We start from the raw sequence: 14,248 nt of genomic DNA, 5'->3' as shown, positions 1-14,248 counted from the left end.
AACGCCGCGATTATCGCAGGCAAGCCCGAATAAATACCGGCTCCCGCGCGACGATGAAAGGGCGGTGCAGCAATTCCGCCTGTCTTTATCGGCAAGTGTGGCTTCACCGGCCCCGAATTCGCCGCCCTTTTGCGCCATCTAGTGTGATGGTTCAGGAGGTTCGCTTCGCTTTCTCCGCGAACCCTTCAAGCGAACTTCTGATTCGGGACACTAGGCCGCTCCGATCAAATTCCTGTTTGGCGTCTGAATCCAATAGATTAGACCTGTCGCTGACGGCGACGATATGATTCGCAGCGAAGGAAGGCCGTGGTTTCTGCTCCCTTGAAAATCGCCGCGCTCGCAGGTAGCGCGCTGATCCTTGCGGCACTCGCGCCCGCCACCCTCCTTGCAGTGCCTCTGCCGAAGCCGCGTCCTGTCCCGCGTAGCGTGATCCCCCAGACCGCGAAGTCGCTGTCGCAGCTTCCTGCCGCGCCGAAACTCTCCGGCGCACAACCTGCGCCACTGGCGGCGAAGCCTCCGGTGCAAGCTGCGCCACCGCCACAGGCGCTGACACCAAAAAAATCCCGTGCGCCGCTCGCCGTCGCCTCCACCTCGACGACCTCGAAAGCAGACCTGCAGGCGCTCGAACAGATCATCAATCTCGTCCGCGCCAAGCGCCAGTCGGACGCCACCCAACTGCAAAGCTCGATCAGCGATCCTCTGGCCCGCAAGCTGTCGGAATGGATCATCCTGCGCAGCGAGGACAATGGCGCCTCCTCCGACCGCTATCTGGCCTTCATCACGGAGAACCCAAGCTGGCCAAGTCAGATTTTCTTCCGTCGCCGTGGCGAGGCCGCGCTGTGGGATGACCGCCGCGACGACAACACCGTGCTCTCGTTCTTCGGCGCCGATCAGCCGATCTCGGCCAAGGGCCGTTTTGCGCTGGCACGCGCCCTGCTCAATCGCGGCGACCGCGCACGCGCCGAACGGCTGGTGCGTGAGGCATGGCATGAGGATTCCTTTTCCTCCGCCGTCGAGGATGCGGCGCTGTCGCAATTCTCGGCCTTTCTCAGCGGCGGCGATTTCAAGCGCCGGATGGATAATCTGGCCTATGGCAGCGACACCGACGGCGCACTGCGCGCAGCCAAGCACCTCGGCGGCGGCTATGTCGCGCTCGTGAAGGCGCGGATCGGCCTGAACCGCAAGGCCTCCAATGCGAAGGCCTTGCTCGCGGCGGTGCCCGCGAACCTGCACAGCGACCCGATCTATATTCTGAGCAGGATCCAGTACCTGCGGCGCGAAGACAAAATCATCGATGCCGCGCGCCTGATGCTGGACGCACCCCGCGAACCGTCCCGCCTCGTCAACACCAACGAATGGTGGATCGAACGGCGGCTGCTTGCACGCAAACTGCTCGATATCGGCGAGAAGCGCACCGCCTATCGTGTGGCGCGCGATGCCGCAGTGCCCGAGCGCGGCATCTACAAGACCGAACGTGAATTCACCGCAGGCTGGATCGCGCTGCGCTTCCTCAACGATCCCGCGACGGCCGCGCAGCATTTCGCCCACATCGGAATCAACACCACGAACCCGACTGCAAAGGCACGGGCCGGGTACTGGCAAGGCCGCGCCGCGGAAGCTGCAGGTCGCCAACAGGAGGCTCACGCCGCCTATCAGGCCGCGGCCATCCACTCCACCAGCTATTACGGCCAACTCGCACGCGCGAAGCTGCACCTTCCGCAATTGGGCCTGAGCAGCAAGCCCGCCACACCACGCGGCGCGGATCGGCTGGAGATCGTGCGTGCGGTCGAAATTCTCTACGCGCTGGATGAGGAAGACTACATCATCCCTATCATGGCCGACATGGGCGACAATGCTGACCGCGACGCGCTGGCCGCGCTCTGCGAGGCGGCGGAGCGCAACAACGACCCTCGCGGGATGCTTGTGGCCGGAAAAGCCGCACTGAACCGGGGCTTGCCGTTCGACCACTATGCCTATCCCGTCAACGGCATTCCGCCCTATCGCAACATGGGCCCCGCGGTCGAAAAATCCATCGTCTTCGCCATCGCGCGGCAGGAGAGCGCCTTCAACCCGTCCATCGTATCGCCCGCCAATGCCTATGGTCTGATGCAGGTGACTCCAGCGGCGGGCAAATACGTCACCAAGAAGTATGGCGGCACGTTCGATATGGGCCGCCTGAAAAACGATCCGTCCTACAACGCTACGCTCGGCTCGGCCGAACTCGGCGGCCTGATCGACGATTATCGCGGCTCCTACATCATGACATTCGCGGGCTACAATGCGGGACGCGGCAGCGTGCGGAAATGGATCGAACGCTATGGTGACCCGCGCGACTCGAGCGTGGACGCGGTGGATTGGGTCGAACTGATCCCGTTCTCGGAGACGCGCAATTACGTCCAGCGCGTGATGGAAAACCTGCAGGTCTATCGCGCCCGCTTCGGCGGCAGCCATCAGTTGATGATCGAGGCCGACCTGCGCCGGGGCGCGGTGCAGTAACAACGTTTTCTGTGCCGACATCGCCGAGCAGAACCTTTTCTGGCGCTCCGTACGGTCGCAACATAACGTCGGGCAAATCGCGATGGAAAGCCGATGAGCCCGTTTCAGGACATCTTCACCACCTCTGCCGACGGATTGCGGCTGCGCGCACGCGCCATCGGCCCAGCCGATGGCGTTGCCCTGCCCGTTCTCTGTCTGCCCGGTCTGACGCGGACGGCGGAGGATTTCGATATTGTCGCGCGGGCGTTGGCGGATGACTCACAAAATCCGCGGCGCGTCGTTGCAATCGACTATCGCGGCCGCGGCCGATCCGATTTCGATCCGAATCCGACCAATTACAGCGTGCCGAATGAGACCACCGACGTGCTGGCGCTGGCAAATGCGGCAGGAATCACCCGCGCGATCCTGCTTGGTACGTCGCGCGGCGGATTGATCTCAATGGTCATTGCCGCGACACGCCCGGAGCTTCTTGCGGGCATCATCCTCAACGACATCGGGCCGGAGCTGGACATCACCGGGCTGATGAAGATCAAGGGCTACCTTGCGCCGCGCATGACGCCGCAGACATGGAGCGAGGCGGTGGCCGGACTGCAACGGCTGTTCGGAAGCGTCTTCCCTGCCCTCACCGAGGCCGACTGGATGGCCTGGGCGCACCGGGCATTCCGGCAGGACGCCGATGGCCGTCTGATTCGCACTTACGATCTGGCGCTGGGGCATACCTTTGATTCGATTTCACCTGAGACGCCACCCCCGCCACTATGGGAATTGTTCGATCAAATGGCGAAAGTGCCCTTGCTGTCGATCCGCGGCGAGCTTTCGGATCTGCTGGCGCGCGACTGCGTCGCTGAGATGAAACGTCGGCGGCCCGATATGGAAACGTGCGACGTGCCACTGCAAGGCCATGCCCCGCTGCTGGCGGATGCCACGACGATCGAGCGGATCAAGGCTTTCTGCCGAAGGTGCGACGGCGCGCGGTGAGGTCTGGGTCGTTCCCGCAAAAGCGGAGACTCGCCTCTTGGAATTTCCCTTAACCCAACAGGCCAGCCTGCGTGGAAACGACGGGTCGTCGTATCTTTCGAGGGCTCGAGGATAACGAGCCCGTTTCACTACCCGCTACCTCAAGCTCGATTACTTCATCGCTTCGCTCCTCGCAATGACGCGGAAAGCCACCTGCAACACACGGCAATCCGTTTGCCCAAAACAAAACCCCGGCAGTTGCCTGCCGGGGTTCGTTCGATGGTTTCACCCGAAGGTGAGACGATCAGAAGTTGCGCTGAACGCGGAGGATACCGGAGTAGGAGTCGGTATTTCCGTAAGTGACGACGCGACCAGCAGAAAGGCCGCCCGTCAAAGTCGCCTGACCGGTGTTTTTCTGGTCGAGGTGGACCCAGGTCGCTTCGGCGATGAACGCGAGGTCCTTCACCGGCTTCCAGGTCGTGCTTGCACCGAGCTGGCTGATGTTGAAGTCCGGGTTGCAGGTACCGACACCGCCAACGCGAGCACCGTATGCACCGGCACAGATGGCCGTCGTCGCCGCCCCATTGTAATCAACATGCGACCACGAACCAAACACGCTGGACGACCAGTTACGGTTCCAGTTGTGGTTGAAGGCGCCGTTGAAGCCATAGGCCTTGGTCAGCTGGAGGGTGCTGCCGGCGCCGCCGTACACGGCATCGGCGATTGGAAGGCCCGCGAAGGTGAAGCCACCATTCAGCGCAGCGAAGTTCATCGGGGTATTACCCGACTGGCCGAGCACGTAGCGCAGGCCACCCTCGGAGTAGGTACCGCTGATCTTGATGTCGTCGCCGGGGCCGGTCGGCAGGTTCTTGATCTGCAACGCACCGGTCACAGCGAAGCCCCACTTGTCGCTCGGGTGGCCAGACAGCGCGGTGGTGCCATAGTAATTGCCGGTGACCTGATGACCAGCCGCAGAGAGCTGCAGCAGACCCCAAGCCTGGTCGAGGCGGATGTTGCCGACGACGTCCACAGCAGTCGGAGCAGCATAGGCGTTGGTGTAAGCGCCAAAAATATCAGGGGTCGAGATAGCCACGTTGGCAACACCAACGCGGTTGGAATAGCCCTGCTGGTCAACGCCGACGCTGGCCGACACGCCATTGCCGAACTGCCAGGTGTACTGGATGTTGTTCACGCCAGCGTCGAAGTTCGGGCCACCCATGAGGGTCGAGTTCAGGTTACCCGGAGCGCCGTTCCACGGAAGGGCGTAAGCGGAAGCCGAACGACCGAAGGTGAAGCCAGCGAACTGAACGAAAGCCGCTTCAACGCGCATGCTGCCGCTGCCGAGCGTGTCCGGCGGAGCATTCGTGGCACCTTCGTTGAACTGCGGGCCAAACGCCGCGAAAGTACGGACAACGCCGTATTCGGTCGCGGTGCGGGTGTCGATGTTCATCATGATGCGGGCGCGGGTCTGATACTGACCAGCGGTACGGTAGCCAAGGCCGCCGTCGCCATTCAGGTAGGTCGCGTCCGACGGAGCAGCGTTGAAGTTCACTTCCGCACGCAGATAGCCGCCGATGCGGATGCAGGTGTCGGTGCCCGGGATGTAGTAGAAGCCGGCTCCGTACAGGGAACAAACCTTCACGTACTCGACCGCTTTGGCCTTGACGGGAAGATCAGCCGCCTGTGCGCCACCGATCGCAACGATTGCCGCTGCCGATCCGAGGACAAGGCTCTTAATCTTGCTCATAAAACCTCCAATATGATGTGTAGGGAAGGTTCCGGCCCGCTGGTGTTAAGTCACACCTGTGGTTTGGTCCCCTTGATCCCGTTAAACCGCTTGGTCGCCTCGCGCTTTCGGACACTCCCGCACAAACGCGAGCGACTTAAGCGAAACCCCCAAACGGGACGACCTCGGGATGCCCCCCTCCGTCGCGTGGGCAGAATTACCTAACGTTCCCGCACAAGCAACTAAGACCCGCCCGATCCGTGGATGGATTGGATCGTTTCCAAATAACTGTTGCACAAAAAACACTCACTGTTTTGTGAGATAAATACTCAAGCGATTGATAAATAATGTATATTTTAGATATTCCGGACTCTGGATTGCTGCGTTGCAATTCTGCATCACCTCCTCCTGCTGACAGTTGGAAGGCGGTCGACATCACGAATCAAGCGGCGCGATTCTCAGGCGACACGGCCGCAGCGAGGCTGCATATCTGCCCCGGTTCCACGGTTTTGAGGTACCCTTTTAGATGCCGTATCTGCATATAACGAAGTGACCGAGGACGGTCTTTGTCGCAGCACGCCGATCCCGCTTGCAGGTCACGGCATCGTCAGGCATATCGGGGCGCGCGGGAGACGTGGCCGAGCGGCTGAAGGCACTCGTTTGCTAAATGAGCATACCTTGAAAAGGGTATCATGGGTTCGAATCCCATCGTCTCCGCCATCAGCTTTGCAGCCCTGACATTGCCCCACTTCTGATCCGTCGTGGTTTGCTGATTGCTCCGACGACGAATTGCTCATCCGCAAGCTTACATAGCCAAAAATCAGTGCGGTCATCACTGACGTGGCTCCGAAGCGTGGGCGAACGCTCCTTATTTCTCCTTTATACCGCGTCCTTCAAAATCCAATCGTTTCCTTAGCTGCGCATCTCTACGTGATCGGCGAACGTTCGCATCACGGGAGAGCGTCATGCTCGACATCCTTCTGTTCGCCTTGGGCCTCGCCCTTTTCGCCGCATCGATCGGCTACGCCGCTTATTGCGCGCGGTTGTGAGGTGGCCATGTCGCTCGATTACACACTCGCCAGCCTCGTGACCGTCGGCCTCACCATCTACCTGACCTACGCGCTGCTGCGCCCGGAAAAGTTCTGAGAGGCGCGCCATGACATTTGTCGGCTGGATTCAAATCATCGCCTTCTGCCTTGTCCTCGTCGCGCTGACGCCGGTTCTCGGCGCCTACATGACACGCGTTTTCAATGGCGAACGCACCTGGCTGTCGCCGCTGCTGTTGCCTATTGAACGTGCAATCTATCGCGTTGCGGGCATCGATGCGGCGCGCGAGCAGCACTGGCTCACCTATGCGATCGCCATGCTGTTGTTCAACGCGGCAGGCTTCGCATTTCTCTATCTATTGACGCGCATACAGGGCGTACTGCCGTTCAATCCCGCCGGGATGAGCGGCGTTTCTCCAGATCTCGCCTTCAACACCGCGGTCAGCTTCGTCACCAATACCAACTGGCAGAATTACGGCGGCGAAAGCACGATGTCCTATCTCGTGCAGATGCTGGGTCTCACACAACAGAACTTTCTGTCAGCGGCAACGGGTCTGGCGATCGCGATCGCGCTAATCCGCGGATTCGCACGGGCGTCGGCCAAGACCGTCGGCAATTTCTGGGTCGATGTGACACGCGTGACCCTCTACGTCCTGCTGCCGATCTGCATCCTGTCGGCGCTCTTCCTGGTCTGGCAGGGAATGCCACAGACCCTCGGCCCCTATGTCGATGCAACGACGCTGGAGGGCGCGAAGCAGACTATCGCGGTCGGCCCGGTCGCCTCGCAGGTCGCGATCAAGATGCTCGGGACCAATGGCGGCGGTTTCTTCAACGCCAACGCCGCACACCCCTTCGAGAATCCCACGGCGCTATCGAACTTCGTGCAGATGCTGTTGATCCTCACGATTGGCGCGGCGATGACCAACGTGTTCGGCCGCATGGTCGGCAACACCAAGCAAGGTTGGGCGATCTTCGCGGCCATGGGCATTCTGTTCATCGCGGGTGTCATTGTCGCCTATTGGGCAGAAGCGAATGGAACAGCGACGCTTCACACCCTTGGCCTCACGGGCGGCAACATGGAGGGCAAGGAAGTCCGGTTCGGCATCGTGGCCTCCGCGCTGTTCGCGGTCGTCACCACAGTGGCGTCCTGCGGCGCGGTCAACGCGATGCACGACAGTCTCACCCCGCTCGGCGGCATGATCCCGATGATCAACATGGAGCTAGGCGAGATCATCATTGGCGGTGTTGGCGCCGGTCTCTATGGCATGCTGCTGTTCGTCATCATCACGGTGTTCGTCGCCGGCCTGATGGTCGGTCGTACGCCTGAGTATGTCGGCAAGAAAATCGAGGCGAAGGAAGTGAAGATGGCGATGCTCGCCATTCTCGTCCTGCCGCTGATGATGCTCGGCTGGACCGCGATCGCCGTGGTCTATCCTCCCGCGGTTGCGTCGATGGCGAATGCGGGGCCGCACGGGTTCAGCGAAGTACTTTATGCCTATACCTCGCAGGCCGCCAATAACGGCTCGGCGTTCGCCGGCCTGAGCGGAAACACACTGTTCTATAATGTCAGCGGCGCCGTCGCGATGTTCATCGGCCGTTTCTGGATGATCATTCCGGCGATGGCGATTGCAGGCTCGCTCGCACAGAAGAAGGCTGTCGCTGCATCCAGCGGCACATTCCCGACCACCGGCGGCCTCTTCGTCGGCCTGCTCGTCGGCGTCATCATCATCGTCGGCGGCCTGACCTTCTTCCCCGCACTCGCACTTGGCCCCATCGCCGAGCATCTCGCGATGCAAGCCGGCCAAGTCTTCTAAGGATCATCGCCATGGAAACCTCAAAAGTCCGTAAGCGTTCGGCAGCGAATACGCTCTTCGATCCCAAGATCGTCGTGCCCGCCATCGGTCAGGCCTTTCTCAAGCTCGATCCCCGTACGCTCGCCAGGAATCCGGTGATGTTCGTGCTCGAGATGGTGACGGTGCTGACCACGGTTCTGCTCGTGCGCGACATCGCCGTGGGCGGCGCGAACATTCTGTTCGAAACACAGATCGTCATCTGGCTGTGGTTCACCGTGCTGTTTGCCAACTTCGCCGAAGCCGTGGCCGAAGGCAGAGGCCGCGCGCAGGCCGATACGCTTCGCAGGACACGGACACAGACGCGTGCCAAGCGCTTGCTCACCGCCGACAATCCCGAACTGTTCGAGGGGATCATGGCGGAGGAGCTCGAAGCCGGCGATGTCGTCGTCTGCGGACCGGGTGACATCATTCCTGGTGACGGCGAAATCATCGAGGGCATCGCTTCGGTCAATGAGGCGGCGGTCACGGGCGAATCCGCGCCTGTGATCCGCGAATCCGGCGGCGACCGCTCGGCGGTGACCGGCGGCACGACGGTGCTCTCCGACCGGATCGTGGTACGGATCACGTCTTCGCCCGGCACATCCTTCCTCGACCGCATGATCAAGCTGGTGGAAGGCGCGGAACGCCAGAAGACACCGAATGAGATCGCGCTCACGATTCTGCTGGTCGGCCTCACCATCATTTTCGTATTCGCCACCGCCACGATCCCGAGCTACGCGGCCTATGCGGGCGGTGCGGTCTCCATCGTGGTGCTGGTCGCCCTCTTCGTGACGCTCATTCCGACGACGATCGGTGCGCTTCTGTCCGCCATCGGCATCGCCGGCATGGATCGTCTGGTTCGGTTCAACGTGCTTGCGATGTCGGGCCGCGCGGTTGAGGCGGCTGGCGACGTCGATACGCTGCTGCTCGACAAGACCGGCACGGTGACGTTCGGCAATCGCCTGGCGACCGAAATCATCCCTGTCCCCGGCGTCAGCGAACGCGAAGCGGCAGAAGCAGCACTCCTCGCCAGCATCGCGGATGAAACAGCTGAAGGCCGCTCCATCGTGACCTTGGTGCAGGAGAAATACGGCGTGAAGCGCGACGACGCGCCACCAAGCGCCAAGTTCATCGAATTTTCCGCAAACACGCGCTTATCCGGCATCGACATCGGCGAGCGGATGCTGCGCAAAGGCGCTATCGACTCCATTCTGAAATTCGCAAGCCAAGCCAGCGGACAGAATCTCGCGGAGCCACCGGCTTTCCGTGCGGCCGTCGACAAGATTGCGCGGGCCGGCGGCACCCCTCTTGGCCTCGTGGACAGCGGCCGGTTGCTGGCGGTCATTCATCTCAAGGACGTGGTGAAGGCGGACGTGAAGGAGCGATTTGCCGAATTGCGACGAATGGGCATCAAGACGGTGATGATTACCGGCGACAATCCCATCACCGCCGCGGCGATCGCATCGGAAGCAGGCGTCGACGATTTCATCGCCGAGGCCACGCCGGAGGACAAGTTGCGCTACATCCGCGACGAGCAGGCGCATGGCCGGTTGATCGCCATGTGCGGCGACGGCACCAATGACGCACCCGCGCTGGCTCAAGCCGATGTCGGTGTAGCCATGCAGAGCGGCACGCAGGCCGCGCGCGAAGCCGGCAACATGGTCGATCTCGATTCCAATCCGACCAAGCTCATCGAGATCGTCGAAATCGGCAAGCAGCTTCTGATGACGCGTGGCGCGCTGACGACGTTCTCGATTGCAAACGACGTAGCAAAGTACTTCGCCATCATCCCGGCGATCTTCCTCGCGTTTTATCCGCAGCTCGGCGTGCTCAACATCATGCACCTTGCGACGCCGCAAAGCGCGATCCTGTCCGCGATCATCTTCAATGCGCTGATCATCATCGCTCTCATCCCGCTCGCGCTGAAGGGCGTCGCCTATCGCCCTATCGGTGCGGGCCCGCTGCTTCGCCGCAACCTGTTCATTTACGGCCTCGGCGGGTTGGTCCTGCCGTTCGTCGGTATCAAGGTGATCGACATTGTCGTCACCGCGCTGCAACTCGCTTGAAGGAGGTTTCCCATGCTGAAGGAAATCCGCCCTGCCCTCGTTGTCCTGCTCATGCTGACGGCCATCACGGGACTGGCCTATCCGCTTGCCATTACCGGCCTTGCGCAAGCAATTTTCCCTGCTCAGGCAAACGGAAGCTTGATCGAACGCAACGGGAAAGTAATCGGCTCGGAACTGATCGGCCAACAATTCGAGAGCGACAGATATTTCCACGGCCGCCTGTCCGCCACGACCGCGCCCGATCCGCAGGATGCAAGCAAGAGCGTGCCGTTGCCTTACAACGCAGCGAACTCCGGCGGATCGAATCTCGGCCCGACCAGCAAGGACCTCGCCGGCCGGCTTAAGGACGATGTGGCGAAGCTGAAGGCGGAAAATCCGTCCGGGAGCCTCCCGGTCGATCTGGTCACGACGTCAGCCAGCGGGCTCGATCCGCATATTTCGCCGGAGGCAGCGTTCTTTCAGGTTTCGCGCGTTGCCAAGGCACGACATCTCCCCGAGACGACAATTCGGGCACTGGTCACCGGCCAGATCGAGGGACGAATGTGGGGTTTTCTCGGCGAGCCTCGCGTCAATGTCTTGAAACTTAACCTCGCACTCGACAAGTTGCAGTCGTAGGACATTCCTTATTGGACTTTTATGGCCATCGAACCGGCCCAACGCGCATCGCCAGATGCATTGCTTGCCAGAGCCCGGAAAGAAGACCGGGGTCATCTGAAAATTTTTCTCGGCGCAGCGCCTGGCGTCGGCAAGACTTATGCAATGCTCGCGGCTGCTCGCGCGGAAAGCTCGGGTGGCCGTGACGTCGTTGCCGGACTGATCGAGACTCACGGTCGCCGCGAGACGGAAACTCTGGCCGAGGGGCTGGAGACGCTACCGCGCAAATCCATCATCTATCGCAATCAGGTCTTGCACGAATTCGATCTCGATGCGGCGCTGGAGCGGCGGCCGGGCCTGCTGCTTGTCGATGAATATGCCCATAGCAATGTGCCGGGAAGCCGCCATCCGAAGCGCTGGCAGGATGTCGACGAGCTTCTGAAGGCAGGCATCGATGTCTGGAGCACGCTCAACATCCAGCATCTCGAGAGCCTGAACGATGTCGTGCAGAAGATCACCAACGTGCGCGTACGTGAAACCGTGCCGGACATCGTGTTCGACAAGGCAGACGAAGTCATGCTGGTGGATTTTCCGCCCGATGAACTGCTGAAGCGCCTCGCCGAGGGAAAAGTCTATGTGCAGGACACGGCCGCGCGTGCGGTCGAGAGTTTCTTCAAGCCGCAAAATCTGACGGCCTTGCGCGAGCTGGCCCTGCGCCGGGCGGCTGAGCGTGTCGATGCCGATCTCGTCGAGCGGATGCAGGCCGAAGCCATCGAAGGGCCGTGGGCCGCAGGCGAACGCATTCTGGCCTGCATCGGCCCAGATCCGATTTCTCCCGCAGTAGTGCGCACGGCCAAGCGGCTCGCCGATCTGATGGATGCGCCGTGGATAGCCGTGACGGTCGAACGGCCGGGCGTTAATCCGGACGAGACGGCGCGCAAACGGCTCGACGATGCCATGGCCTTGGCGCGCTCGCTCGGCGCGGACACCGACACCCTGACGGGGGCCGACATTCCCGCAGAATTGTTGCGCTTCGCGCGGTTTGAGAACGTCACGCAGATCGTGGTCGGGCGTTCGCGCAATGGCTTTATCAATGAATTGCTGCGGCGCTCACTGCCACATGAGCTAGTGCGACGGACACAGGACATCGCCATTCATCTCGTGACGCGGGATCGCGATTCCAGCCGACCGCGATGGCGCCTACCACCACTCAATGCGAATGCGACGGCTTTTCTCTCGGCGACGGCCCTGATTGTAGGCGCGACGGGCATCGGCACAATCCTGACCGATCTGACGCCGATCCCGAACCTCTCGCTCATCTACTTGCTGGCGGTTCTGCTGACTGCGGTGAGGTTCGGCATCTGGCCGGCTGTCTACGCCTCGCTGCTTTCGTTCGCAGCCTATAATTTCTTTTTCATCGCGCCACTCTACACGTTTACGATTGCCGAGCCCTACGAGTTGCTGGCGCTCGCGATCTTTCTGCTGGTTGCGATCATCACCTCAGCCGTGGCCGGCCGTGCCCGGTATCAGGCAGGCGTGTCGGCCAGCCGCATGCGCGCGATGCGCCGTCTCTACGAGTTCACCCGGCGGCTGTCGCGTCTCGCGACGCCCGACGCGGTCGCCGAGGGCGCGGCCAGTGAGATGCACATCAGCCTGGCGAGATCGATCGTCGTCCTTATGGACAATGATACGGACCTCGACCTCATAGCGGCATGGCCGCCGGAAGACAGTCTCGATGCCGCCGCGATGATGGCTGCGCGATGGGCCTATCAGCACAACGAACCGGCCGGCGCGAACACCGGCACGCTGCCGACCATTCCCTGGTATTTCATTCCGCTGCGTTTCGGCGACAGGATGCTCGGCGTTGTCGGCGTGGCGCGCGAAAAGGATCAGCGCGATCTGGATTCGGAATCGCTTGCTCTTCTCGATACGCTGGCCGAACAAGCGGCGGCGGCACTGGATCGTGCCATGCTGTCGCGTGAAATGGTCAGCGCGAAAACCGCGACGGAAGCAGAAAGAGTCCGCAACACCATGCTTGCATCGATTTCGCATGACTTCCGCACGCCGCTGTCGTCGATCCTAGGCTCTGCGAGCAGCCTGCTCGATTATGGCGAGAAACTTGATCCTGCGGCAAGGAGCGACCTGCTCCAGCACATCAAGGTCGAAGCCGAAGGGCTGGACGAACTGGTGCGCAATCTGCTGGCGGTAACGCGGATCGAGGCAGGCGCACTGGAGTTGCGTCATGACTGGGTCGATCTGCGGGAAATCGTGCAGCGTATCGTCAGCGCCGCACGGCGGCGCGGCGCCGGGCAGCACTTTGAAACAAAGCTTCCTCAGGACTTGCCATTGATCCGCGCCGACGCCGCTCTGATCGAACAGGCTGTCGGCACCATTGTCGCAAACGCCGTCACGCACACGCCGCGCGAGACCGTCATCCGCATCGAGGGCGCAGTGAACGAAAACGAGGTCGAACTGGCTGTCGTGGATGATGGGCCAGGCATCCCGCCGGACGCGCTGCCGCGCATCTTCGAGAAATTTGTTTCGCTTGGCGGCACGTCCAACGCAGATGGCGGTCAGGGAACGGGTCTCGGACTTGCGATTGCAAAGGGCATCGCGGAGGCGCATGGCGGATCCGTCGAAGCGCAGAGTCCGATAGCTCACGGACATGGAACGCGCTTCGTCCTGCATCTTCCGCGCGGGAGGGCAGAGTCATGAGCAGCAAGACCCGCGTCCTGATCGTCGATGACGAAGCTGCCATCCTGCGGTTTCTGAAACCTGCCCTTGAAGCCAATTCCTACGAGATTTACGCGACCACGACGGTCGCCGACGCCATCAAGCAAATTGCCGCTGCGACACCCGATATCGTTCTGCTCGACCTTGGACTGCCGGACGGTGACGGCAAGGATGTCATCGGAAAAGTGCGTGAGTGGTCGGACGTTCCGATCATTGTGCTCTCCGCGCGGGAGCGCGAGGCTGAGAAAATCGAGGCATTGGACAAGGGTGCCGACGACTACGTGAACAAGCCCTTCAATGTCGGCGAATTGCTCGCCCGCATGCGCACTGCAACGCGTCACCGAATGCAACGCCAGGCCGAAATTCCGGTTCTGCGTATTGGTGCGGTCGAGATCGATTCAGTCCGTCATCGCGTGACGCGAGGCGGCGTGGACATCAAGCTGACGCCGAGAGAATTCGAGCTCCTGTCTTTCCTGTCTCGGCACGCCGGCAGGATCGTGACCCACAGACAAATCCTCGCCGCAGTGTGGGGAGCTGCCCATGTCGAGGATACACAATACCTTCGCGTCTACATCGGTCAGCTTCGGCAGAAGATCGAGGAGAACCCTGACGATCCGAAATTGATCCTGACCGAGCCCGGAATAGGCTACCGCATCTCAGAAACGGCCCCCTGAAATTCTCTGTTACGGCTGCCGCGAGGGTCCGTGCCGGGCCATGCAGAATCACTAACGCATCCTGATGTGTCTGGGGGACCTACTCCCGCAGCCGGTCAGGATTTACGAGCCCCGGATTCGGCAA

Annotated in this window: 9 protein-coding genes and 1 tRNA gene; 9 read left to right on the top strand and 1 reads right to left on the bottom strand. The window is 61.4% G+C overall.

What is annotated here, in order from left to right:
* Positions 1-306 precede the first annotated feature (306 nt).
* Both HMPREF9697_RS02325 and HMPREF9697_RS02320 read left to right on the top strand, forming a co-directional pair.
* The gene (locus HMPREF9697_RS02325) at positions 307-2,496 is read left to right on the top strand and encodes a lytic transglycosylase domain-containing protein (RefSeq protein ID WP_002715537.1); all 2,190 of its coding nucleotides are present in this window, start codon (positions 307-309) and stop codon (positions 2,494-2,496) included.
* 93 nt (positions 2,497-2,589) lie between these two features.
* Positions 2,590-3,474 (top strand): alpha/beta fold hydrolase, encoded by an 885-nt coding sequence (locus HMPREF9697_RS02320; RefSeq protein ID WP_002715536.1) that lies wholly within the window; start codon positions 2,590-2,592, stop codon positions 3,472-3,474.
* A 283-nt stretch (positions 3,475-3,757) separates the two neighbouring features.
* Here the strand turns inward: HMPREF9697_RS02320 and HMPREF9697_RS02315 are convergent, their stop codons facing one another.
* Positions 3,758-5,200: a porin gene (locus HMPREF9697_RS02315; RefSeq protein ID WP_002715535.1), complete on the bottom strand. Its 1,443-nt coding sequence runs from the start codon at positions 5,198-5,200 to the stop codon at positions 3,758-3,760.
* 607 nt (positions 5,201-5,807) lie between these two features.
* Between HMPREF9697_RS02315 and HMPREF9697_RS02310 the strand changes: the two genes are divergently transcribed.
* From HMPREF9697_RS02310 to HMPREF9697_RS02280, 7 genes are all read left to right on the top strand, one after another.
* A tRNA-Ser gene (locus HMPREF9697_RS02310) sits at positions 5,808-5,899 on the top strand.
* A 336-nt stretch (positions 5,900-6,235) separates the two neighbouring features.
* Positions 6,236-6,325, top strand: a complete 90-nt coding sequence (locus HMPREF9697_RS02305) for a K(+)-transporting ATPase subunit F (protein ID WP_002715533.1) — start codon at positions 6,236-6,238, stop codon at positions 6,323-6,325.
* Between the two features lie 10 nt (positions 6,326-6,335).
* Positions 6,336-8,039 carry a potassium-transporting ATPase subunit KdpA gene (gene kdpA, locus HMPREF9697_RS02300; protein WP_002715532.1) on the top strand — a complete coding sequence of 568 codons (1,704 nt, stop codon included), beginning with the start codon at positions 6,336-6,338 and terminating at the stop codon, positions 8,037-8,039.
* Between the two features lie 11 nt (positions 8,040-8,050).
* A complete protein-coding gene (gene kdpB, locus HMPREF9697_RS02295; protein WP_002715531.1) occupies positions 8,051-10,123 on the top strand; it encodes a potassium-transporting ATPase subunit KdpB in 2,073 nt (690 codons plus the stop codon).
* A 12-nt stretch (positions 10,124-10,135) separates the two neighbouring features.
* Positions 10,136-10,738: a K(+)-transporting ATPase subunit C gene (locus tag HMPREF9697_RS02290; RefSeq protein ID WP_002715530.1), complete on the top strand. Its 603-nt coding sequence runs from the start codon at positions 10,136-10,138 to the stop codon at positions 10,736-10,738.
* A 21-nt stretch (positions 10,739-10,759) separates the two neighbouring features.
* Entirely contained in the window at positions 10,760-13,432 is a 2,673-nt protein-coding gene (locus tag HMPREF9697_RS02285) for a sensor histidine kinase (RefSeq protein ID WP_002715529.1), read from the top strand.
* Positions 13,429-14,124, top strand: coding sequence for a response regulator (locus tag HMPREF9697_RS02280; RefSeq protein WP_002715528.1), 696 nt, complete (start codon positions 13,429-13,431; stop codon positions 14,122-14,124). Before HMPREF9697_RS02285 ends, HMPREF9697_RS02280 begins: the two co-directional genes overlap by 4 nt.
* Positions 14,125-14,248 lie beyond the last annotated feature (124 nt).

This window comes from Afipia felis ATCC 53690, assembly GCF_000314735.2.
In the GTDB taxonomy this organism is placed as follows: domain Bacteria; phylum Pseudomonadota; class Alphaproteobacteria; order Rhizobiales; family Xanthobacteraceae; genus Afipia; species Afipia felis.
The sequence above is the reverse complement of the archived record's forward strand: the minus strand, read 5'-3'. Positions and strand labels throughout refer to the sequence as shown.

Coding starts and splice junctions, on each gene's coding strand:
- HMPREF9697_RS02320 (WP_002715536.1), top strand. CDS start 2,590: ATGAGCCCGTTTCAGGACATCTTCACCACCTCTGCCGACGGATTGCGG.
- HMPREF9697_RS02315 (WP_002715535.1), bottom strand. CDS start 5,200: ATGAGCAAGATTAAGAGCCTTGTCCTCGGATCGGCAGCGGCAATCGTT.
- HMPREF9697_RS02305 (WP_002715533.1), top strand. CDS start 6,236: ATGTCGCTCGATTACACACTCGCCAGCCTCGTGACCGTCGGCCTCACC.
- kdpA (WP_002715532.1), top strand. CDS start 6,336: ATGACATTTGTCGGCTGGATTCAAATCATCGCCTTCTGCCTTGTCCTC.
- kdpB (WP_002715531.1), top strand. CDS start 8,051: ATGGAAACCTCAAAAGTCCGTAAGCGTTCGGCAGCGAATACGCTCTTC.
- HMPREF9697_RS02290 (WP_002715530.1), top strand. CDS start 10,136: ATGCTGAAGGAAATCCGCCCTGCCCTCGTTGTCCTGCTCATGCTGACG.
- HMPREF9697_RS02285 (WP_002715529.1), top strand. CDS start 10,760: ATGGCCATCGAACCGGCCCAACGCGCATCGCCAGATGCATTGCTTGCC.
- HMPREF9697_RS02280 (WP_002715528.1), top strand. CDS start 13,429: ATGAGCAGCAAGACCCGCGTCCTGATCGTCGATGACGAAGCTGCCATC.